Raw genomic sequence first — 23515 nt, 5'->3', positions numbered from 1 at the left:
TCATTAGATTCTCTTACATGCGAAATACACCAAAATTGGTTGCAGCGATTGGCGCATTTAAGGCAGCAGACAAGCTTAAGCCAAGGATTTTACGAGTATCTTCCGGGGCAATAACACCATCATCCCAGAGTCTTGCACTCGCGTAATAGGGATTGCCTTGAGTCTCATACTGGTTGCGTAAATCAGCTTTAAATTTCTCTTCTTCCTCAACAGACCAGGTTGTTCCATGCTTCGAATGTTTATCGCGGTTAACTTGCGCTAAAACATTTGCGGCTTGCTCCCCTCCCATGACCGAGATACGGGCATTCGGCCAGGACCATAAAAAACGCGGCTCATAAGCGCGGCCACACATGGCATAATTACCCGCACCGAAACTACCGCCTACTATTACAGTGAATTTAGGAACGTTAGCATTGGCAACAGCTGTCACCATCTTGGCGCCGTGTTTGGCTATACCCGCTGCTTCGTATTTACTACCCACCATAAAACCAGTGATATTTTGCAGAAATAATAAAGGGATACGACGTTGAGCGCATAGCTCGATAAAATGCGCTCCTTTTAAAGCACTTTCAGCAAATAAAACACCATTATTGGCAATTATGCCAATAGGATAACCAAACAAATGGGCAAAACCACAAACCAGGGTAGTACCATAAAGTGCTTTAAATTCGTCCAACTCTGAACCATCAACAATGCGGGCAATTACTTCCCGGATATCGAAAGGTTTTCGCGGATCGGCTGGTACAACGCCATTTAATTCTTTGGGATCATAGAGAGGCTCTCTGCTGGCAATACGACAAAGGCCATCAGGTTTCTTACGGTTTAGATGACTTACCGCGACACGGGCCAAGTGTAACGCATGGGCATCGTTCTCGGCATAATGATCAGCTACACCAGATTGCCTGCAATGCACATCAGCACCACCCAATTCTTCTGCACTGATAATTTCACCGGTAGCTGCTTTTACTAGAGGGGGGCCGGCTAAAAAGATAGTAGCCTGATTTTGTACCATAATGGATTCATCAGCCATCGCCGGTACATAAGCGCCTCCTGCGGTGCAAGAGCCCATCACGACCGCAATCTGGGGAATATTGTTTGCTGATAACATTGCTTGATTATAAAAAATACGGCCGAAATGATCCCGATCCGGAAAAACTTCATCTTGGCGGGGTAGGAAAGCGCCTCCTGAATCAACTAAATAGACACAGGGAAGGTGATTGGCTTTAGCAACCTCCTGGGCTCGCAAATGTTTTTTAACAGTAAGCGGATAGTATGTTCCACCCTTAACTGTGGCATCATTCACCACAATCATACATTCAGTACCGGCAATCCATCCTATTCCGGTAATAATTCCTGCAGCAGGAACCTTATCTTCATAAACCCGGTAGGCGGCCAGCTGTGATAGTTCAAGAAAAGGACTGCCTGGATCAAGTAAGTACTGTAAGCGCTCACGGGGCAATAATTTGCCATGTTTTAAATGTCTTTGACGCGCTTTTTCATCACCACCGCGAGCAATTTCCTGGATAGTGTTCTGCAGTTCGACAAGTAATTTTTGCATAACCGCTTCATTGTCTTTGAAATCCTTGCTGGCGGGATTTAACTGACTAGTGATTTTAGCCATCGATAATCCTTAATGTATCAAGATATTACTGAGCACAATTACCAGCCATAGGCACCAGGTGAATTCGATAAGATAGGGCATGTCATTCCCTTTGATGAGCCGGTAAGTGAGCGCTGGAACGGCAGCGATGAGAACTGGGATAAATACAAGAAGAATGACTTTGCGGATCATTAATCCCAAACCACTTTGGCTAAAAATGGGTGTCAATTTGACATTAATAAAAACATAGAGCATCCCTATATAAACAATGAGCATATGGGCATATTTAGCAAAAATTACAACCAGAATACTTAACGCTAAATAAATAAGACTTTGTCTAAGCATGTACATCCTTAAGCAGTTAGTGCATCACTCTGGGTACTGAAGAGTGATGCGGACTTTATTTCTACTAGACCCAGGTAAATTCATAATACCTGGGGTTACACCATTTCGATAGCAACAGCAGTTGCTTCTCCACCACCGATACATAGGGCCGCTACACCACGTGTTTTGCGTTGTTGTTTTAGAGCATGCATTAAAGTAACAATAATGCGTGCACCAGATGCTCCAATAGGATGGCCCAGGGCACAAGCTCCACCATGAACATTGACTTTTTCATCATTGAGTTCAAGTTGTGCAATTGCTGCCATAGCTACTACAGCAAAGGCTTCATTAATCTCAAAAAGATCAACGTCACTTTGATGCCAGCCAGCCCTGTTTAATACTTTGCGAATTGCATCAACGGGAGCGGTAGTAAACCATTGTGGTGCCTGTGCATGGGTTGCATGAGCGATAACTCGAGCTAACGGCGTTAAACCACGTTTTTTTGCATTAGCTGCAGTCATTAAAATCAGGCTGGCTGCACCATCCGAGATTGAAGAAGAATTCGCAGCTGTTACAGTACCATCACTCTTGAATGCTGGGCGCAGCTGCGGAATTTTAGCCAGTTTACTGGTGTCTGGACCTTCATCCATGGAAACAACGGCATCGCCTTTACGTCCGGCAATAGTGACGGGTGCTATTTCTTCAGCGAAAGAATTATTTTGTTGTGCCTGTAGTGCCCGATTCAAGGAGCGAATAGCATAGTCATCTTGTTGCTGGCGGGTAAATTGAAAATGGCTTGCTGTTGCTTCAGCAAAACAGCCCATTAATTGGCCACGCTCGTATGCATCTTCAAGGCCGTCAAGAAACATATGATCTTTTAGTTCACCATGACCTAAACGATAACCGGCTCGTGCCTTGCTCAGTAAATAGGGCGCATTACTCATGCTTTCCATACCGCTGGCAAGAACGATGTTAGCAGAACCAACTTTCAATAAATCATGGGCTAACATGACGGCTTTCATACCCGAACCACACATTTTATTGATCGTAGTCGCACCAGCTGAATTGGGGATCCCGGCTTTGATCGCTGCTTGTCTTCCTGGCGCTTGACCTATGCCTGCTTGCAATACACAACCGGTGATCACTTCATCAATGTCTGCAGGGGAAATGCCAGCTTGTTCAATAACCGCTTGATGGGCAACAGCGCCTAACTCGGGTGCTGATAAAGCAGATAAGCTGCCAAGCATGTTACCCATTGGTGTTCTTTTGGCTGCAACAATAACAATATCATTTGGTTCCATATTCATTTTCCTTATGCAGTTTCGTTAAAAAGTTCGCGTCCAATCAACATCCGTCTGATTTCAGACGTACCAGCACCGATCTCGTAGAGTTTTGCATCGCGCAGCAAGCGCCCAGTAGGGTACTCATTAATATAACCATTCCCGCCTAAAGTTTGAATGGCCTGCAGGGCCATTTGTGTAGCTCTTTCTGCTGTATATAAAATAACGCCTGCTGCGTCTTTACGGCTAACCATGCCCTGATCACAGGCCCGAGCAACGGTGTACAGATAAGCCCGTGACGCGCTTAATTCCGTATACATGTCCGCTAACTTACCTTGAATAAATTGGAATTCGCCAATGGCTTGTTCAAATTGCTTGCGTTCATGAACATAAGGTAAGACTACATCCAGACAGGCTTGCATGATTCCAACAGGACCTGCTGCTAATACCGTGCGTTCATAGTCAAGACCACTCATTAATACTCTTACACCCTTATTCACTTCTCCTAACACGTTTTCCGCAGGTACTTCACAATGGTCAAATACTAATTCACAGGTATTTGAACCACGCATACCGAGTTTATCAAGTTTCTGTGCCGTTCGAAAACCGTTAAATCCTTTCTCAATGATGAACGCGGTGATGCCTTTGCTGGCTGCTTGTTTATCGGTTTTTGCATAAACAACCAAAACATCCGCATCTGGACCATTCGTGATCCACATCTTGGTACCATTGAGAATGAATTTGTCGCCCACAGCCTGCGCTTGAAGTTGCATGCTTACAACATCGGAGCCAGAATTTGACTCACTCATTGCCAACGCGCCAATATATTCTCCGCTTATGAGTTTAGGCAAGTAACGGTGCTTTTGCTCCGTTGTGCCATTGAGGTAAATTTGGTTCACACATAAATTGGAATGAGCCCCATAACTTAGGCCAACAGAGGCTGATGCGCGTGAAATTTCTTCCATCGCGATGGCATGCGCAAGATAACCCATGTTCGCCCCACCATATTCTTCACTGACAGTGATGCCCAATAAACCCATTTCGCCCAATTTTTGCCATAGATGATTGGGGAAAGTATTATCTGCATCGATCTGAGCTGCCAGAGGAGCGATTTCTTTTTGGGCGAATTGATAAACACTATCTCGCAAAAGATCATAGGTTTCGCCAAGTTGATGTTGTATACCGACGTGCATAGATGACTTCCTGTTACTGAAGCAAATAGGCTAGACTATACCCAATCAAATTCAAGTTGCAACATCAATTTAAATGAGAATTTGTTGCAAACGTTTGTCTTGGACTGAGCCAAGTCAATGAAGAGCACCTGTTTTGAGATAGGTAATCGACAAAGGAAGGGGGATGTATATGCGTAAACTTGTGCTGTGGGGCCATCATGCTGATGAATACCAGGAAATGTTTGATTTATCAAAAGCAGATATGGAAACTCGCCTGTTGGAATATGGTTGTGGTCCAAGTGCAGTGAACGCGGAATTAACTACCCATGCACAGCAAATAGTGAGTTGTGATCCACTGTTTAATCTGGATAAGGATACTTTATACAGCAAGGTTACTTTAGTTTTTGCTGATATGGTCAGCAGAGTGGTAAGGGATCAAGAGAAATTTGATTTTAGTCGCTATGGTAATCCTGAGGCCTTATTTGCAAAAAGACGCGAAGGAATGGCTGAGTTTTTTGCTGATTATGAAAAAGGTAAGCTCGCTAAGCGTTATATAGGAATAGGGAATTATGCCTTGCCGTTTGCTGATTTTTCCTTTGAGTTTGCTTTAAGTTCTCATTATTTATTCGCCGATCTGGATGATCAGGATGTGGAGTTTCATCTGCAAGTGATAAAAGAACTAGCCCGTGTAGCCAAAGAAGTGAGAATTTTTCCTCTGATTGATCGTTATGGGCACCCCTCTCCCTTTTTAGGCCCTGTCCTCCTCGGCTTACAACAGGATAATTTAGGGGTAGAGGTGCGAGAAGTCGCTTATCATTTGCAGCCCGGCGGGAACGCGATGCTGCGAGTCTGGGCACAACAATGCCAGCTTTAGCTGAAAACCGCTTGTCTTTAAAGATCCTGGATTTGTTGGGATAGTGCTGAGTTTAAGGTTTAGTGCCCCGGATTTATCTAAATCCCGCTTGTGAAAAAAAACGTTTCTTCATCTATACTCCCAATTATATTGTTGACTATATGGTGAAAAGCAAACTCGTCCCTATGATTTGAGAATGTCATTAGCGATTTGATATTTTGTAAAACATGTTGATACCTATCAATCAGGAGGTGAGAAATTATTTTAGATAACGTCTTTATTAATTTGGTAAAAAGATGTAAGAATGTTTTGCTAGTATTAAATTTGTTTTAATTATTAATTTTGCAAGGAAGGCCATTATGAAAAAGTCATCATTAGCTGTTGCTGCTCTGTTATCTGCACTTTCAACTGCTGCTGTAGTTCCTGTTGCTTTTGCAGACAATCAAGCTGCTGGTTCTCAAATTGCCTGTACTGGCTGTAAAGGTTGTAAAGGCTGCAATGGATGCAAGGGCTGCAAAGGTTGTAACGGTTGCAAAGGCTGCAACGGTTGCAAAGGTTGCGGTGGTTGCTCTGGTAGTTAATCGCTATTAAATAAAGAGGTAGTATGAAATTACTACCTCTTTATTATCGGTGTATTCTATGTTAACAATTCCTGAATTTAATTTACCTGCTCTGACAAAAGGTAGCAAAGAGCGATATCTGCGTTATGCGATGCAAGTGCTTGAAGCACAGCAGCAAATGACTACTAAGAAAGGTAAGAATATTCTCCACTATACGTTGGAAAAGAAACGTCGCCATGTGCGCATGAATCATTATCCTAAAGGGGATCGTATCGATCATGATACAGGTGCGCAGTATTTTTATCATTGCCATCGCGAAGATCTTGCAAGTAATGAACACGGCCATTTCCATTGTTTTTTACGCTATAAACATATTCCTAAACAGATAAAACCGACTGATTTGCCAGATTGGGATAAAAATATCGATAATCCTATGACGCATCTTGTTGCTATTGCAATGAATCGTTTTGGCCAACCTATTCGTTTATTTACAGTTAATCGCTGGATTTCATATGAAATTTGGTACGATGCCAAACACATCTCGCGTTTTATTAAACAATTCAAAATGACCTTAACTGATCCTTATTGGAAAATTCTCGATCAATGGGTGGAAGGTATGCTGCATTTATTTTCTCCGCAAATTACCTGGCTGTATCAAGCACGAGATGCTGCCGTTGCCCGGCACAAAACCCTTTTTCCCACACAGAATGCTTATGAAGATAAGCAGATTGAAGAATGGTCGGCAATTTCAATTGATCTTAACCAGCAGATACAATGGTTATTGACTACCGAAACTGCCCCAAAGAATGAAATCGTTATTTAGTGGTTCAGGATATATTTCTTAATTCTTAGCAGATATCTAATAGGTCAAAATAACACGCATGGTTATCTTTGAAATAAACTGATTTAATCACTTTCTCCACTTATGAACCTATTGTAAGATTGCTTTTTTTGGAGTCGCCATGTATTCACTTCTTCGTCCATTGCTTTTTAAACTAGATGCTGAGAAAGCGCATCAGTTGGTGCTTTCTACCCTCCATTATTTACCGAAAAACTGCTTTAAACAGCCGCAAAAAACGGTTATTAAGGCTATGGGCCTGGAGTTTCCTCATGCAGTTGGCTTAGCCGCAGGATTAGATAAAAACGGTGAGCATTTGGATGCTTTAAGCAAACTCGGATTCTCCTTCATCGAATTGGGGACAGTGACCCCTCGTGCACAGGCAGGTAATCCTAAACCTCGTCTTTTTCGCCTGCCGCAGGCTGAAGCTATCATCAATCGGATGGGGTTTAACAATCTTGGTGTTGATGCCCTAATAGCTAATGTGGCTAAAGCTCGTTACAAAGGTATCCTGGGGATTAATATTGGTAAAAATAAAGATACTCCCCTGACAAGCGCTGTTGACGATTATATTTATTGTTTACAGAAGGTGTACCAATACGCGTCCTATATCACTATCAATATTTCTTCACCTAACACACCGGATTTACGTTTATTGCAGCAAGATAAACTTTTCCGTGTATTGCTTGGCCAATTGTGCGAAGAGCAGAAACGTTTGGCCGATGAGCAACAACGCCTCGTTCCTTTAGTCATTAAATTATCACCCGATGAATCCGATGAGACATTAAAACAAATGGCTGACGTGATCCTCAAATATCAGGTAGCTGGCATTATCGCTACTAATACTACTTGCAGACGGGATACTGTCAGTGCTTTGGCTCATGGAAATGAAACAGGTGGATTAAGTGGCAAACCCCTTGCTGAGCGTTCAACCCAGTGTTTGCGTTTACTAAAGCAGGTAGTGGGTAATGAGGTAACCTTAATCGGTGTCGGGGGTATTGATAATAGTCAGGTGGCCCGTGAAAAAATACAGGCTGGCGCTTCTTTATTGCAAGTGTATACTGGTCTGATTTATAAAGGGCCTGATTTGATTAACACCCTGGCGAGAAATTTACAATAACCCTTATAAATTCATCTTTAAACTGCTTGTAGTTTGAGTAGCTTTTACGTTATTGATGACACTTGCTTGGATCTCATCCACTTTGAGGCAATTTGACCCGATAAATTGGCAGTTTCCTCTAATTACGGTACAATTCGCCCCCTGAATGCCAACCCTAGCGCTTACCCCATGCAAAAAAACACAATTGGTAAAACAGGCCTGCTTTATCGGCGGTTACTGTCTTATGTTAAGCCTTTTTGGCCTATTCTTCTGCTTGGCATTTTTGCCAATATCTTGTATTCGGCTATTGATGCTGGCCTTACGTACATGATGCGCCCTTTTCTGGATAAAGGCTTTATTGATGTCGACATGACCTTTGTAAAGAAAATTCCTCTCATCATATTACTCGGGATTACAATCCGTGGCTTGGTAAGTTCTGCTGGCAGTTACTGTATGACCTGGGTTGCCCGCTCTGTGGTCAAAGTGCTTCGTCAGCGGGTTTTTGCGCATATTATTCGTCTGCCTGCTGACTATTATGATGAGGCTACTTCAGGACAACTATTATCCAAGATCCTCTACGATGTTGAGCAGGTAGCCCAAGTCAGTGCTGACGCGTTGACTGACTTTGTCCAAAATACCTGTTTAGTGATAGGACTATTAACAGTGATGATGGTTATTTGCTGGCAACTGTCATTGATGTTTCTGTTGACCGTCCCTTTTGTGGGGCTCATTGTCAGTTATACTAATAAACGTGTGCGAAGAATTAGCCACAAAGTGCAAAAATCGATGGGAGAGGTGACTGAAATTGCTGGGGAAGCGATTGAAGGTTATCGGGTTGTAAGGATTTTTGGCGGCGAGAGCCACGAAGTGACCAAATTTAATCAGGCGACAGAAACGTCACGTAAAAATGATATGAAAGTAGCTGTAACCAAGGTAATGAATGTTGCCGGGGTACAATTTGTGATTGCTGTGGGGATTGCTTTAATCATTCTGGCGGCTATTAAGTTAGCAACCGTCATTACGATTACTGCTGGAGCCTTCCTGGCTATTATTGCAGCGATGTTCCAGCTTATCAAACCAATGAAAACACTCACGACACTAAATGCCGCGATTCAACGCGGATTGGCCGGTGCAGAGAGTGTTTTTAATTTATTGGATAAGGCTACTGAGCCTGATCAAGGTAAAAAAATAGCCCAGAAAGTGCGCGGTGATCTTGTGTTTGATAAAGTTAGTTTCGCATACCGACGGGGACAACAGGTATTGCATGAGGTCAGTTTTAGCGTCGCTGCTGGCGAAACAGTCGCTTTGGTAGGTCATTCCGGTAGTGGTAAAACAACGATTGCCAGTTTAATTCCGCGTTTTTATGAGCTTAACCAGGGCCGGATTCTGTTAGATGGCGAAAATATTCATGAGTTAACGTTAGCAAGCTTGCGGGAGCAAATTGCTTTAGTGAGTCAACATGTAACTTTGTTTAATGATACCATGGCTAACAATATTGCTTATGGTTGCTTTGATGTGAGCCGCGAGCAAATTATTCATGCAGCCAAACTGGCTTTTGCCCATGAGTTTATTGTTCGTTTACCCAGCGGCTATGATACCAAAATAGGGGAGAATGGCGTTCTACTCTCAGGCGGCCAACGCCAGCGTTTAGCTATAGCACGTGCCATACTAAAAGATGCCCCTCTTTTAATTCTCGATGAAGCAACTTCGGCCTTGGATAGTGAATCAGAGCGTTATATTCAATCTGCACTGGAACAAGTAATGAAAACAAGGACTACCTTAGTCATTGCGCATCGATTGTCAACCATTAAGCGAGCTAATAAAATTATCGTTATGAATCAAGGGCGGGTAGTTGAACAAGGCTCCCATCAGCAATTATTGGCCCTGGAAGGCCACTATGCTCAATTGTATCAACTGGGTATAGATAGTGCAGAAGAAGTTATTGGCTAATGTCACAATTTATCGAAAAGCTATGGTATAAAAAGCACTTTTTTCGTTGGTTTTTATGGCCATTTGCCCTGCTTTACCAACTGGTTATTGCTACACGCCGAATCTTTTTGCAATGTTTTTGGCAACAACAATTTTCTGTTCCCATTATTATTGTTGGCAATTTGACAGTAGGAGGAGTGGGAAAAACACCCCTGGTCATTGCGTTGGCGAAGCAGTTTCAGGCAAAAGGATTACGGGTTGGTATCGTTAGTCGTGGTTATGGTGCTACGATTACTCAATTTCCCCACGAGGTTTCTACTAGCGACCAGGCAATTTTAGTTGGTGATGAACCTTTATTACTGGCCAGGAAAACAGGTTGTCCGGTAGTCATAGCTCCGAAGAGAGTACAAGCGGTTCAATATCTGTTAGATAAGCATCAGAGTCAAATCATCATTAGTGACGACGGCTTGCAACATTATGCTATGGGGCGTGCTGTAGAAATTGTTGTGATTGATGGCCTGCGTCGATTAGGAAATGGCCTTTGTTTACCTGCAGGTCCATTGCGTGAAAATGTTAGTCGCTTGCAGAAAAGTGATTTCATTGTAGTGAATGGGGGAGAATGGCCAGGCGCTTATTCCATGGTTTTGCAACCAGGTGAATTAACTCATCTGTCTACCGGACGAAATGTTCCTATTGGCGCCCTGGAGTTTCCTGTGGCGGCTGTTGCAGCTATTGGACATCCACAACGGTTTTTCGCTACTTTGCAGAATCTTGGTGTTGCTTTTAAAAAATATCCTTTTCCAGATCATCATCATTTTTTGAAAAATGAACTACAATTCACGGAAAAAGCAGTAGTAATGACAGAAAAAGACGCGGTTAAATGTCAGGTTTTTGCCGATGATTCCTGGTATTTCTTACCTGTAGAAGCTAAATTAAGCGACTCATTTTGGGAGGCGCTATGGTCCCATGAACACTTACAAGGTTATATTTGAGATGAAACGCACACAATTATCCAAGTTATTCGTCTGTTTTGCCTTATTGGCTACCAGTTACGTTGGCGCACAACCTATAACCGAGACAGAAGTGAAACCGGAAGAAACTAAACAAGCACTTTTTTCCACTGCGCTACAAGCGGATTGGGTATTTTCTGGGATAGTGACTAATGAAAGTGGGGAACGCTACAACTATTATTTCCAAATGCAACGCGATAATACTCAATTCCACGCTATTGCGACCCTTATTGATGGGCAAAATCAAAAAGTATTGCTCTTTGAAGAGGCTATAACAACAATTGAGCAACCTGCGGTCAGTAATTGGCAGGTAGGACGAGCTTTCCTCCAATTTAATCCCATTAACAACAGCTGGGTTTTCGGTGTAAAAACAAAGGCCAAAAAAGGATTCAATTTCAAGGTTGATATGTTAAAGCAAGCAGGAAATACCCCCACTATTCAAGACTTGCGTTCTGGAATAGAGCTTTTAGTTAATCAAACTGGCCGTTTGAATGGACATCTACAAACGGGGGAGGATAGTAAAGAGCAATTTGTTACCGCACAAAAGGCCTGGTTTAGGCAAATCTGGGTTAGTAAACCCCAGGCATCTCTCCATCCTTTCATTGGAATTTTATGCCAATTCAATGATGGTAGTGGTTTTTACTCAGTGAACTTACAGGAACCTGATGCTTTAAGAGGTGCTGTAGCGGGCTGGAGAAATATAGAAGGAAAAGCAGTCTCTATGTCACAATTTGTGACTTTGCAAGAAGAGAAAGAGGGTCTCTGGCATATTCGTATTGCTTCACCGAAAGTGCGTTTATCCTTGCAGAATGCATTAGCCCAGAATGATAACAAAAATCAACTTATTGCTGGGTTGACGGATGGTATGATGCCCGGGTTTTGTACAATAAGTAAAGATAAAATTGGTCAGCAGCAACCTGGGGCAGAAGTAGTTAATTAACGGTAAGTGTGCCGGGGTCTATATATTTCGTCGTTGCCAGCCTTGGCGAAGCAATCCAAAACGATACTCCATTTGAGATTAACGGGATTGCTTCACTTTGTTCGCAATGGCGACTGTTTGGCTCTCAAAAGTAGCAGACTTCGTGAGCACTCCCAATTAATGTTCGTCTAACGATATAAAATGTGCCTTTATGTTGAACTCATGTTAGTTAATCTATTGTTATTTTAGGAAAAAAATCGGTTAACATTGAGCAAGGTAACTATTCCCATAAAGATAAAAAACACAGCAGTAATAGAACGTACCAGTTTCAGCGATAGCTTATTAGTTGTTTTGCTTACAAGCATAATCGCTGGAACGTCAGCGATTAGCATCCCCAGCGTTGTTCCCAGGACAACCATGAGAGGCGTGGCATAGTGAGCAGTGAAAGCGATCGTGGCTAACTGTGTTTTATCTCCCATTTCAACCAGAAAAAAAGTGAAGAAAGTAACCCAGAAAACGCCCATTTTACCTTTGATCATTGTTTGGTTTTCTTCTAGTTTATCGGGTACAAAGGCCCAGATTGCCATTGCAATAAAAGAGCCGGCGAGTATCCAACGTAATGTCGTATGATTGATAGTGGAAGCTAACCAGATACCAGCAGCAGCTGCCAGGCTATGGTTAATTAAGGTAGCAAATAGAATACCTAAAATAAGCGGCATAGGTCGCTTAAAATGTGCTGCTAAGATTATGGCGAGTAATTGGGTCTTATCACCTATTTCCGCAAAGGCGATTGCACCAGTTGATACAAGTAAAGATTCCATTTGGTTTGCCTCAGCTGGTGATAGACGAATGACTACTAATCTTCTCACCAGCTTCAAGAAGATAGGTAGTCAAAAGTCTTGCTAGGCCTAAGCTGCTTACACCATGGTTTGTAACCAAGGATGTTGATGTAAGCCACCTCTGGTTGAGGTGCAGCTACTCCCTATTGACCCGCGCGATTATAACACAAATTATTTATTATGCAAGAGGTCTATTGATAGTCCAGTTGTGAATCTTGTTTGGTATCTCTCATAAAAAGATAAACTAGCAGGGAGCAAGCGATACAAATCGTAACATACCAATAAAAACCGCTTTCTATCCCCTTGGATTTAAACCATAAAGCGATATATTCAGCTGTACCACCAAATAGTGAAACCGTAATGGCATAAGGTAAACCGACACCAAGAGTGCGAATTTCTACAGGGAATAATTCAGCTTTGACGACGGCATTGATTGCCGTATAACCACTGACGATGGTTAAGGCAGCCATAATCAAGAGCAATGCCCCCCACCAGGTTTCAATGGTACTGAGTAGAGAAAGAATAGGGACTGTAAAAAGGGTGCCCAGGACACCAAATGCGATTAAAATCGGTCTTCGACCAACTCGGTCCGATAATGCCCCTATAACCGGCTGTAGTAACATGAAAACAAATAGACTTGCTGCCGAAATAAGTGTCGCCTCAATTTTACTCATTCCCACGCTATTAGTGAGAAATTTCTGCATGTAGGTGCTATAAGTGTAGAAAGCCAGTGTACCACCCATAGTTAAACCGACGACTAGAAGAATTTCTTTAGGATGACGCATTAAGGCAAATAATAAATTTTCTTTTTTTGTGGTTTGCTTCTGAGTAATAAAGGAGGTGGTTTCCTCCATCCCCTTACGCAGATACAGCGCTACGATTGCTAGAAGTGCGCCTACCAGGAAAGGAATGCGCCAGCCCCAATTTTCTAACTGTTCTGTGGTAAGAAAAAACTGTTGCAGGACTATCAATAAAGATAAAGCAATTAATTGGCCTGCAATAAGTGTCACATATTGGAAACTGGAGAAAAAACCACGTCTTTCTTTCGTGGCCATTTCGCTTAAGTAAGTAGCCGAAGTGGCATATTCGCCACCTACCGAGATCCCCTGCAGCAAACGGGCGAAAACAAGTAGTACAGGTGCCAGCAGTCCAATGCTTTCATAACTAGGGGTTAATGCAATAATAAGTGAACCAACGCACATTAGTAATACAGAAGCCAACAGAGCTTTTTTACGCCCACAACGATCAGCATAGACTCCCATTAACCATCCGCCTATGGGGCGCATAAAAAAGCCAACTGCAAAAATGGCTGCTGTATTCATTAGCTGTGCTGTTAAATCACCTTGAGGAAAAAAAGATTTAGCGAAATAAATTGAAAATGCGGCGTAGGCGTACCAATCATACCATTCTATTAAATTACCTATTGAACCACGAAAGATTGATTTAAGGCGGTGAGTCGTTTTAGGCTGCTCAACGAGTCGAGCTAACCGGCTAAGATCTTTCATGTGTTTTCTCGCTTCTTGAGAACAGGGTACGTTAATGTAGCAACAGCGCAGCGTAATACAGCTTAAATCTCTTGTAAACTCCCCCCGGTTTGGAGCTTCTTGTATCTTTTTTAAATTTTGCTTTCTGGTTGATAATATTTGCTGCAATGCAGTAGAGTTTCGGCAACTGGACTGACGACGTTTAGGACGATTAAATGATTTATAACATAGAGTTCATTTCTGCTACATCTGCCCTGGAATTAATTGCCACTATTAGATCCGATTGGGTCAAACGCGATGAGGTCATAGACTTAGACGAGTTAGTTACAGAGGCAACGGATCGGCAAGTTTATCTTGCTGCGAGAGTTAATGAGAAACCAATTGGACTTCTAAATCTTAAGTTCCCTTATTCTGCAAACGCTCATATTGGTTGGTTGGGTGTTTTGCCTGATTATCAAGGGCAGGGTGTCAGGACGTCACTGATGCACGCTGCTTATGTGTATGCAAAACAGCAGCAGGTTCAAACAATGACGGTAGCCGCAGTTCCTCCAGAAAAAGAAAATAATTTTTATTCAAAAACTTATCAATTTTATCAAAAACAGGGTTTTCAACCGTTGTTGAACGGCTATTCTAAAGCGGAGATTGTTTATATGCTAAAACCATTAAGCAGTCCTTTGTATGATCTTGTTGCGCTAGAGAAAAATGCAAGATTGTTTGGTTTTGACTGGCCTAATCAAGCTATGATTATTGAACAGATTATTAGTGAATGTGGCGAGATCAAGGAGGCATTTGAGCTACAGGAACCGAAAGAACGTATTCAAGAAGAAATAGGTGATTTATTACATGGCGCCCTGTCTTTATGTCTTTTTACCGGCTTCGAGCCAGAGCAAACGTTATTAAAAACAGTAGAAAAATTTTCGGCGCGTATGCAGGCTTTAAAAGCCATTGCAAGAGAAAGAGGATTAGTAACTCTCAAAGGGCAGCCAATCGAATTGCTGCTTACGCTCTGGGCTGAGGCTAAAACTAGAACCAAGGCAGTCTGAGACTTGAGTATGGTGCTTATCTGAGCCTATATTGGTTGCTTTTAGAGATTTGAGACGATTATGCCGAGTTTTAATGACATTGTGAGTGGGGAAGTAAATTTCAACGATATTTTGTCCAAACCATTAGAGAAAGCATTGGCAAATAGTGATTTTGAGCTGCGGCTACTTGAGGAAGGTGACATTGAAGTGGCAGAGGCTGATCTTTTAATGGAAGAGATTTTTCCACCAAGAGAAGTCGATGATTATAAACCCAGTCAATTATTAAGTTATTTGAATAATGTACTTTCCATTATTTGCTTGAAGGGTGGCGTTGTCATCGGCAGTATAACGGTTAGTTGTGTTGGGGGGGATGATAAATATATGACAGTGCATTCATTAGGGGTGGACAAGGAATACCGTAATAAAAAGCTTGGCTCTGCCTTAATGCTTGTTGTGCATGATATCGCTTGTGAGTTAGAGATTAATTCTATCTCGTTAATCTCGTCAGACTATGGTAAACCGTTTTATAGAAGCTTTAATTTTACTGAAATGGCGCACCAATCGTTTGAAATAACCTTGCCTTTCGCAAAGGAAGTTATAGATAAAAAAATAGCTGATTTTCAACGGATGAATATAAAAGCTGTCGGTACAAAACCTGCTGACCATATTGCACCCAACCAAACCATAGCCAAAAGGGTAACGGCCGGATTAAATTTTTTTGATGCTGGTATTCAGAAGCAAGTGCAGCCATTGACCAGCCAAAGTTTATCACCTACTTATCCTTAATAATTTGTTGTTTTTTCTGGTAAAAATAAAACGAGGCAGCTAGAAAGGACTAAGCTAACTGGGATAATAAGAAGAGCCGTTTGGTAATTAGCAAGGGTATAGGTCTTGCTTGTATGATTGACAGTGTCGAGTATATATCCAACTAATGGTTGCATAAGAGGTGCGCTAAGCATAGCCAGTGTATTTGTGAAGCCCGCACAGGTAGAGAGGGAGTCAGCAGGAGCCAGCTCGTTAGCGATAGAAAATGCCAGCATATAAGCCCCACAACACAAGCCGATTAGAAACATTAGCCAGCCGAGAGCCACAGCGTTATCGAAGGGCAGATAAAGTACGGCGCCTATCAAAAGCGCTGTCGATAAACATGAACTTACCATAAGTGGTTTGCGGCGCTTAAAAAGGCTGGCCAACTTCCCAAAAAGAGGGCAGCTCAGTCCAGCACCTAAAAAAATCATGGCGTCAATAAAACTTGCTTGTTTTAAACTGCAGGCAAGTTTTACCTGAATAAAAGGTACAGCCCACATTGCTCCAAAAACTGTGATAACGGTAAAACTCAAACCTACAAATAATCCATTGATCCACGCTTTCCCATTGCTTAAAATACCTAAGAGTTGTTTGCTATATTTGGGTAAAGAAAATGTTTCTTGCGAAGCAACTGGAATGTACAACCAACACAGACAAGAAATAATCAGGCCTAAAAGGGCTGCACTGTTAATGAAACTTCGCCATCCCCACTCGCTAATCAAAGCGCCTAACCCTATCAAACCAAACATCGTGACCAGAAATCCCAAGGTTTCGGAAAGCCCAATCATGAAAGCAAATTGTTTGAGTGGAAAATGTTGTCTTAATAAATGCGATAAGCCAACAAAAGCAAAGGCTGAGCCAGCACCTATCAGAAGACGGCCAATAATTAGGCAAAGTAGGCTGGTGCTTTGAGCGAAAAAAACACAACCAATGGTACAGAGGACTGCATTGAGTGTGAGTAACAACCGAGTGTTTTTACGATCGAAAAGCATTCCCACAGGAATTTGCATGCTGGTATAAACATAATAAAAAGAACTACTTAAAAGTCCTGCCTGCCACGCTGACAATTGCATATCATACATAATGGCACCAATAATGACTCCCGATGATAATTGCAAGAAAAATTGGAACAGAACAAAAGACACACCAACAAGCCAGATAAGAGAGCCCTGTGTTGTTTTGGCAACAGGAATACTAATTAGAGTCATTGATTCATTAGGCTGTAAAAAAGAAGAGACTATACCCAATCGTCGTAGGAATGTGTAGATTTAAATGGCACTGTGTTTAACAAACACGGGATAGGCAGCATCAATCCAGGTTATATAAGTCGTATTATTTTTAATGTGGTTTTCATCCGAGGTATAAATTAGAGTAGTGATGGCTGGATGAACTAATACAATAACAGTGATTGTAATGGGGATAAAATGAATTTACGCGATTTGCATTATTTTGTTGTATTGGCTGACGTTATGCATTTCGGTGAGGCTGCCAGGCGCTGCCATGTAAGTCAACCTACTTTGAGTATGCAGTTAAAAAAACTGGAAGAAGAGTTGGGAGTAGCACTTTTTGAGCGGACTAACAAGCAAGTTATGTTAACAGACAGTGGACGTATGCTGCTTAGCCGAGCTCAACATATCCTGACTCAGATTGATGAAATGAAAGAAATGGCCCGTGCAGCCTCTGATCCTTATACCGGTGAGTTACGTTTGGGGGTTATCCCTACCTTAGGACCTTACTTATTACCTCATGTCATGCCAGTGATTCAAGAAAGCTTACCGAATTTACGCGTCTGGTTACTTGAAGAGAAAACCGATCGCTTAATTGCTAAATTGGCTGCAGGTCAATTGGATGCGGCTATAATGGCGACACCCGTGGAGGCTGAGTTTAGCAAGCAAATTCTTTTTAATGAGCCCTTCTATTTTGCTTGTGCAGCTAATGTTGTATCTCCGGATAAAACTGAAATGCGAGTTGATGATTTGGCGGATCGACCGGTAATGTTATTAGAAGAGGGGCATTGTTTACGTGAACAGGCAATGGCTGTATGCCAATTAGCAAAGACTGAGGTCGTGCAGGCTGATTTTACTGCAACAAGTTTGGAAACTTTACGATTAATGGTACAAGCAGGGAGGGGTGTCACTCTGTTGCCTGCTTTATCTGTTTATAAGGTTCCGCGCAGTGATTTACAAATTATTCCTTTTACCCAACCTGCGCCGTTTCGTACTATTGCCTTATATTGGCGCACAGGTACTGCCAGAATTGCTTGCTTCGAAGCCTTGGCACGATTAATTAGTATCACTATCCAGAATTTATTAAAAGAAAAGCGGCCATAATTGCTCTAGTCTTTGCTGCTTTTACGCAGCAGAGACTAGCTTTAAAACTAAGCGAGCTGATGAACCTTAATCAGCATGCCAGCTTGTGGATGATCCAGATAATAAATCGCTCCACCTTTCAGGCGTTGTTTTTGGGAGAAAACAAACGCTGCTTGGCTGCTTGGTGCTGAAAATAGAAGTTCAGTGTCAAGTAAATAATAATTGGAACGGCGAATACGTAGCGTACCTTCTATTTGCCAGCCATCTTTTGTAGTTTTGGGTAACATGATCGGGCGTTGGTTATTTAAAGGCTGTAACCAGGTGTAATGTAAAAGCACTCTATATTGCGGTTTACGGTGCAAAGCCCAATATTCCTGCCGCAGTTGTGAAGAGGAGGCGGGCAATAAATGATACGGAGTCAGGGAATTCTTGGCTTCCGTACTTAACGGAATGGCGTGAGAGCTATTTGCTGTCATATTACTTGCCAGGGATAGATCAGCAGGAAGAGAATAAGCACTCTGATGGGTAAAGACAATCAGGTCAACCTGATAAAACGAGGCGTTGTTTTTTGCTTGCCCAACACAGGTAAATAAAATAGTGATTATCAAAATAAATAGTCTAAGCATAATTTCTTCTTCTTTTTTAGGGCTATAAACTCTTAATGTGCAGTTTATCGCTCATGATTATACACACCTCTTCTCTTTTATGTCACGATTAGAAGAAATTACGCTACTGCACAACCAATTGCTCATGGGTGGTCTATTGCAGTGGTGAAATCGCTTTTTATTATTAAGTTTTTTTATGGTAAAAAATCTTGCTGAAATCAAAAAATTAAGCGTTGCATTCCAAACGCCTGAGCAGGTTATTACTGCTGTGGATGCAGTAAGCTTTACTCTTAATCCTGGTGAAACACTCGCACTGCTTGGTGAGTCGGGTTGTGGTAAATCGTTAACCTCGCTCGCATTGATGCGTCTTTTACCAGTCAATGGTGTTTATGGCAAAACGAGTGAAATTAATGTTGAAAATACGGATTTACTGAATTTACCAGAATCTGTGATGAGAGGTTTGCGCGGACGACGGTTGGCTATGATCTTCCAGGAACCAATGACCGCACTAAATCCTGTGTTAACTATCGGACAGCAATTGGCCGAGGCGATATCCAAACAGCAGAAAATACCTAAAGAACAAATGAATGAGCGTTTGCTCGCTCTTCTTGACGAAGTTGAAATGCCCAAGCCTCATTTGCGGCTACATCAGTATCCGCACCAATTATCGGGCGGCCAAAAACAACGGGTAGTGATCGCTATGGCTATAGCGAACAATCCGGAAATATTGATTGCAGATGAACCAACAACCGCACTTGATGTGACTATTCAGGCCCAAATTTTAGCGTTATTAAAAAAACTACAAGGCCAACACCAGACGAGTCTGCTTTTAATCACCCATGATCTTGGTGTGGTTAAAGCAATGGCTGATAGAGTCTGTGTTATGTACGCAGGGCAAGTTGTCGAGCAAGCAACCGTCAGAGAATTTTTCTCGCAAGTGAAACACCCTTATTCACAGCAATTACTTGCTGCTTTGCCGGCTTTTGATAAACGCCATTATCGTTTACAAACTATACCAGGAGCTGTACCAACCTTGGATTGCCTTCCCAGTGGTTGCCGTTTTCATCCGCGTTGCGCACATGCTTTTGCACCATGTGATCATCGGGAACCACAATTACAAACAATACAAAATCGAGTAGTGCGTTGTCATTTATACCCAGATCTTGACAAGCCGCCTGCTTTAGCTACTGAAGAAAGGAATTGGCTGCCTAAACCTAACCTAGGAACAGAAGAAATTCTACTGCGTGTCAGAGATTTAAGTGTCCATTTTTATACTAAACGGGGTATATTGAGGCATAATAAAGAAGTGATCAAAGCAGTGGATGGCTTGTCTTTTGATTTACACAAGGGTAGAACTCTGGCTTTGGTAGGTGAGTCAGGATGCGGCAAAACAACAGTAAGTCGTGCTGTACTAAGATTACAACCTATTACTGTTGGTGAGATAAGCTATCGTGATAAAAATATTAATACTATGCAAGGTCGTCACTTGCGAAATTACCGTAAACAGGTACAGATTATTTTTCAGGATCCTTTTTCTTCAATGAATCCACGTATGACGGTGGGTGAGATTTTAGCTGAAGGGATGTTGGCCCAGGGTTTAGCTTCGACGCTTATCAAGCGTAAGCAACAAACTTTGCTTGAACAAGTCAATTTACCCCGTAACAGTCTGCATCGTTATCCTCACCAATTTTCCGGCGGCCAACGGCAGCGTATTTGTATTGCCCGGGCTTTGGCTACCGAACCTGAATTGTTAATATGCGATGAGCCGACTAGTGCGCTGGATGTTTCTGTACAGGCACAAATCCTGAATTTGCTTAAGGAATTACAGCAAGAGAGAGGCCTATCTTATTTATTTATTACTCACAACATGGCAGTTGTTTCTTATATTGCTGATGATGTGTTAGTCATGCGTGATGGCCGTGCGATTGAAAGAGGTCTTTGTGAACAAATCTTACAGCAACCGCAACAAGACTATACGCGTCGATTATTAGCAAGTGTTCTAACAGTTTAAATGGAGCAATCCCTTTTCCACAGCATTGCTAAGGGATTGCTTACATAAAAGTAGGCTATTTATTTAATAGCTTGCTAATAAATTGATCCAGGTCTGACAAGGCAATACGAGTCACTTCTTCCTTATTGCGTGCTTTATACTCCACAGCTTGCTGTTCCAGATTGCGTTCGCTTACCACGAGGCGGTGTGGGATACCGATTAAATCATTATCAGCAAATAGAACGCCCGGGCGTTCATTACGATCATCAAGCAAAACATCAAGGCCTTGTGCACTGAGTTGTTGATAAAGGGATTCTGCTTTTTCTTTAACAAGCGCTGAGCGATGGCCATTAATGGGTACTATAACCAGCTGGAACGGGGCAATAGTTTGTGGCCAGACAATACCATGAGCATCATGGTGTTGTTCGATCGCAGCTGCAACAACACGAGTAATACCTAACCCATAACATCCCATTAACATGGTTTGTAACTGGCCTTCTTCATTGATAACTGCAGCGTTCATGGCTTTCGCGTATTTATCACCGAGTTGGAATACATGACCAACTTCAATACCACGGCAAGAATGGAGCGTACCTTTACCATCCGGGCTTGAATCACCTTCTTTGACATTACGTAGGTCAAAGGCATCTTGATATTGGGCATCTCGTCCCCAAGCAGCATGCTTATAGTGCTTATCAGCTTGATTAGCGCCACAGATGAAAGACGTTAATGCCAAGGCATGGTGATCAGCAATAACAGGGATATTAAGACCAACAGGACCAAGAGAGCCGGTTGGCGCTTTGAGTGCTTTTTCTATGGTTTGTTCATCAGCAAATCGTAGAGGTGATTTCAGCAAAGGATGTTTGCTGGCTTTTACTTCATTTAATTCATCATCACCGCGCAATACCAGCGCAACCAAGGGATGTTCTTTACCTTCAGCAATCAATGTTTTTACTGTTTGAGCAGTATCGACCTGTAAAAAATTGGCAACTTCAGTAATCGTTTTTTGCTTCGGTGTATCAACGAGCGTAATAATTTCTTGTGGCAATTCGGTTGCCTTTGGGGGCAGCAGGCTGGTTGCTTGTTCAATATTAGCTGCGTAGCTACTACCATCGCTGTAAAAAATCAAATCTTCACCAGAATCAGCTAATACTTGAAATTCGTGTGATGCCGAGCCACCAATTGCACCGGTATCCGCTTCGACTGCACGATAGCGAAGACCGAGACGATCAAAAATGCGACAATAAGCCTGATACATTGCATCATAAGTACGTTGTAGACATGCCTGGCTTAAATGAAAGGAGTAAGAATCTTTCATAATAAATTCACGCGCACGCATAACACCAAAACGTGGTCTTATTTCATCGCGAAATTTAGTTTGAATTTGGTAGAGATTAATGGGCAATTGTTTATAGGATTGCAATTCATTTCTCATTAAATCAGTAATCACTTCTTCATGAGTTGGTCCAAAGCAATAGTCTCTTCCATTGCTATCACGCATTGTTAATAACTGACCGCCAAAGGTATCCCAACGTCCTGTTTCCTGCCACAATTCAGCGGGTTGTACGGCAGGCATTAAGACTTCCATTGCATGAGCACGGTTCATCTCTTCACGTACAATTTGTTCAACTTTACGTAAAACTTTTAAACCAAGCGGCAACCAAGTGTAAAGACCGGAGCCAAGTTTGCGGATCATGCCAGCTCGTAGCATAAGTTGATGTGAAACAATTTCAGCATCACTTGGTGTTTCTTTAAGGGTAGCCGATAGCCATTGAGACGCGCGCATGCCTGCTCCTGATCATATTAGTTTTAAAAAGAGAGTCATTATATACTTCACCAGTTATAAACAAAATAATTCCTTCGCACCCGGGTGGAGAGAGAATGAACACAATTGCGCTTATTCAAACTTTTTGCAAGGTGGTGCAATGTCAAGGTTTTACCGCAGCGGCCAAGCAGTTGGATATTTCTGCTGCTGCAGTGAGCAAGCAAATAAGCCTTCTGGAATCAGAGTTAGGTGTCACCTTATTGGAACGAACAACACGCAAGATAACGCTAACTAGTATAGGTGAATCGTATTACAAAGAAGTACAGGCAGTTTTACAAGCTTTGGAACAAGCCAATAGTGTGATTGCCGCTTCACAAGCAGAACCCAAAGGCCTGCTAAGAGTAAAAAGTTCACGTTTTTTTGCTGAGAATATTATTTTACCGCGCATGCCAGAGTTTCAGATACACTATCCGCAGGTTGTTCTCGATTTACAAATTGCGGAGCAGGTACCTCATCTTTTAGAGGAAGGACTCGATATAGCATTTGGGATGTCTATGCAGGTCGCATCGAATTCAATACAAAAAAAAATTACCACTACCCGTTATGTGTTTTGCGCATCACCAGCTTATCTTGCAAATTTTGGCACTCCTGAAAAACCTATTCAACTACAACAACATCATTATTTAACTCATAGTATGCGTCAGCCAAATAATAGTTGGACTTTTGCTTCAGGAGAAACTGTCTTTTTGGAGCCCTCGCTCTATTTAAATGATGCCGCAGCACTTTGTGATTGTGCTTGCCGTGGTATAGGGATTGTTGCTTTACACCATTATCAGGTAGCGAGGGCTTTGGAAAATGGCGAGCTTGTCGAGCTTTTTCCAACCTATAAAATGCCTGTTATTCCTGTTTATCTTTTTTATCATCCAGCAAGATTTATTCAGCCCAAAGTTCGTGTTTGGATAGAAGCAATGTCAAAAAAATTAAAGGCTTTTATGTAATTTTAGTATTCTGCTTGAAGTTTGGAGTTATGCTCGAATCTGGTGTATGTGAAAAATAAATTAGGTGGCGTATCCTGTTGATTGTTCGCCAAGAACATAATCAACAAAAGGA

General features: G+C 42.1%; 22 protein-coding genes and 1 riboswitch. Of the genes, 12 read left to right on the top strand and 10 right to left on the bottom strand.

The features are described from left to right. Positions 1–13: 13 nt before the first annotated feature. The 4 genes from Lfee_RS03835 to Lfee_RS03820 form a co-directional block, all read right to left on the bottom strand. A complete protein-coding gene (locus tag Lfee_RS03835) occupies positions 14–1621 on the bottom strand; it encodes a carboxyl transferase domain-containing protein (protein ID WP_058444045.1) in 1608 nt (535 codons plus the stop codon). Between the two features lie 9 nt (positions 1622–1630). Continuing rightward, entirely contained in the window at positions 1631–1945 is a 315-nt protein-coding gene (locus tag Lfee_RS03830) for a hypothetical protein (RefSeq protein ID WP_058444043.1), read from the bottom strand. A gap of 95 nt (positions 1946–2040) precedes the next feature. Next, positions 2041–3225, bottom strand: coding sequence for an acetyl-CoA C-acyltransferase (locus tag Lfee_RS03825; protein ID WP_058444041.1), 1185 nt, complete (start codon positions 3223–3225; stop codon positions 2041–2043). Between the two features lie 11 nt (positions 3226–3236). Next, positions 3237–4397, bottom strand: coding sequence for an isovaleryl-CoA dehydrogenase (locus Lfee_RS03820; protein ID WP_058444040.1), 1161 nt, complete (start codon positions 4395–4397; stop codon positions 3237–3239). Positions 4398–4566: 169 nt separating this feature from the next. On the opposite strand from Lfee_RS03820, the gene Lfee_RS03815 reads away from it, so the two are divergent. Beyond that, entirely contained in the window at positions 4567–5250 is a 684-nt protein-coding gene (locus tag Lfee_RS03815; RefSeq protein ID WP_058444163.1) for a hypothetical protein, read from the top strand. Positions 5251–5509: 259 nt separating this feature from the next. Here Lfee_RS03815 and Lfee_RS17575 read toward each other — a convergent pair whose 3' ends face one another. Then, positions 5510–5671, bottom strand: coding sequence for a hypothetical protein (locus Lfee_RS17575; protein ID WP_181874844.1), 162 nt, complete (start codon positions 5669–5671; stop codon positions 5510–5512). 20 nt (positions 5672–5691) lie between these two features. Between Lfee_RS17575 and Lfee_RS17770 the strand changes: the two genes are divergently transcribed. From Lfee_RS17770 to Lfee_RS03785, 6 genes are all read left to right on the top strand, one after another. Beyond that, the gene (locus tag Lfee_RS17770; RefSeq protein ID WP_256593831.1) at positions 5692–5820 is read left to right on the top strand and encodes a hypothetical protein; all 129 of its coding nucleotides are present in this window, start codon (positions 5692–5694) and stop codon (positions 5818–5820) included. 48 nt (positions 5821–5868) lie between these two features. Continuing rightward, positions 5869–6612: a DUF6969 family protein gene (locus Lfee_RS03805; RefSeq protein WP_058444036.1), complete on the top strand. Its 744-nt coding sequence runs from the start codon at positions 5869–5871 to the stop codon at positions 6610–6612. A gap of 139 nt (positions 6613–6751) precedes the next feature. Continuing rightward, positions 6752–7747 (top strand): quinone-dependent dihydroorotate dehydrogenase, encoded by a 996-nt coding sequence (locus tag Lfee_RS03800; protein WP_058444034.1) that lies wholly within the window; start codon positions 6752–6754, stop codon positions 7745–7747. A gap of 168 nt (positions 7748–7915) precedes the next feature. Beyond that, positions 7916–9676: a lipid A export permease/ATP-binding protein MsbA gene (gene msbA, locus Lfee_RS03795; RefSeq protein WP_058444161.1), complete on the top strand. Its 1761-nt coding sequence runs from the start codon at positions 7916–7918 to the stop codon at positions 9674–9676. Continuing rightward, positions 9676–10647, top strand: a complete 972-nt coding sequence (gene lpxK / locus Lfee_RS03790; RefSeq protein WP_058444031.1) for a tetraacyldisaccharide 4'-kinase — start codon at positions 9676–9678, stop codon at positions 10645–10647. The genes msbA and lpxK overlap by 1 nt, the downstream gene beginning before the upstream one ends. Before the next feature lies 1 nt (position 10648). Beyond that, complete coding sequence (locus Lfee_RS03785; protein ID WP_058444029.1) at positions 10649–11605, top strand: hypothetical protein; 957 nt, start codon at positions 10649–10651, stop codon at positions 11603–11605. A gap of 224 nt (positions 11606–11829) precedes the next feature. On the opposite strand, the gene Lfee_RS03780 is transcribed toward Lfee_RS03785, so the two are convergent. Together Lfee_RS03780 and Lfee_RS03775 are read right to left on the bottom strand one after the other, a co-directional pair. Then, positions 11830–12405: a TMEM165/GDT1 family protein gene (locus tag Lfee_RS03780; protein WP_058444027.1), complete on the bottom strand. Its 576-nt coding sequence runs from the start codon at positions 12403–12405 to the stop codon at positions 11830–11832. Between the two features lie 9 nt (positions 12406–12414). Continuing rightward, a riboswitch (yybP-ykoY riboswitch) is annotated at positions 12415–12580 on the bottom strand. A 34-nt stretch (positions 12581–12614) separates the two neighbouring features. Continuing rightward, a complete protein-coding gene (locus tag Lfee_RS03775) occupies positions 12615–13928 on the bottom strand; it encodes an MFS transporter (protein WP_058444025.1) in 1314 nt (437 codons plus the stop codon). Positions 13929–14122: 194 nt separating this feature from the next. On the opposite strand from Lfee_RS03775, the gene Lfee_RS16620 reads away from it, so the two are divergent. Then, positions 14123–14950, top strand: coding sequence for a GNAT family N-acetyltransferase (locus Lfee_RS16620; protein WP_082646566.1), 828 nt, complete (start codon positions 14123–14125; stop codon positions 14948–14950). 60 nt (positions 14951–15010) lie between these two features. Continuing rightward, a complete protein-coding gene (locus tag Lfee_RS03765; RefSeq protein ID WP_058444023.1) occupies positions 15011–15715 on the top strand; it encodes a GNAT family N-acetyltransferase in 705 nt (234 codons plus the stop codon). On the opposite strand, the gene Lfee_RS03760 is transcribed toward Lfee_RS03765, so the two are convergent. Then, positions 15712–16944 (bottom strand): MFS transporter, encoded by a 1233-nt coding sequence (locus Lfee_RS03760; RefSeq protein ID WP_082646565.1) that lies wholly within the window; start codon positions 16942–16944, stop codon positions 15712–15714. The two genes, Lfee_RS03765 and Lfee_RS03760, sit on opposite strands and share 4 nt — an antisense overlap. Positions 16945–17160: 216 nt before the next feature. On the opposite strand from Lfee_RS03760, the gene Lfee_RS03755 reads away from it, so the two are divergent. Further along, positions 17161–18066 (top strand): LysR substrate-binding domain-containing protein, encoded by a 906-nt coding sequence (locus tag Lfee_RS03755; RefSeq protein ID WP_058444021.1) that lies wholly within the window; start codon positions 17161–17163, stop codon positions 18064–18066. A 47-nt stretch (positions 18067–18113) separates the two neighbouring features. Here Lfee_RS03755 and Lfee_RS03750 read toward each other — a convergent pair whose 3' ends face one another. Further along, a complete protein-coding gene (locus tag Lfee_RS03750; RefSeq protein ID WP_058444019.1) occupies positions 18114–18671 on the bottom strand; it encodes a CsiV family protein in 558 nt (185 codons plus the stop codon). A gap of 175 nt (positions 18672–18846) precedes the next feature. Between Lfee_RS03750 and Lfee_RS03745 the strand changes: the two genes are divergently transcribed. Continuing rightward, on the top strand, positions 18847–20661 hold the full coding sequence (locus Lfee_RS03745; protein WP_058444017.1) for an ABC transporter ATP-binding protein: 1815 nt from the start codon (positions 18847–18849) through the stop codon (positions 20659–20661). A gap of 55 nt (positions 20662–20716) precedes the next feature. On the opposite strand, the gene Lfee_RS03740 is transcribed toward Lfee_RS03745, so the two are convergent. Then, complete coding sequence (locus Lfee_RS03740; RefSeq protein WP_058444016.1) at positions 20717–22426, bottom strand: proline--tRNA ligase; 1710 nt, start codon at positions 22424–22426, stop codon at positions 20717–20719. Positions 22427–22521: 95 nt separating this feature from the next. Between Lfee_RS03740 and Lfee_RS03735 the strand changes: the two genes are divergently transcribed. Further along, on the top strand, positions 22522–23403 hold the full coding sequence (locus tag Lfee_RS03735) for a LysR family transcriptional regulator (RefSeq protein ID WP_058444014.1): 882 nt from the start codon (positions 22522–22524) through the stop codon (positions 23401–23403). Positions 23404–23515: the final 112 nt, after the last annotated feature.

The sequence above is a fragment of the Legionella feeleii genome (assembly GCF_001467625.1).
GTDB classification, from domain to species: Bacteria; Pseudomonadota; Gammaproteobacteria; order Legionellales; family Legionellaceae; genus Tatlockia; species Tatlockia feeleii.
This window is presented reverse-complemented; position numbering and strand designations above follow the sequence as displayed.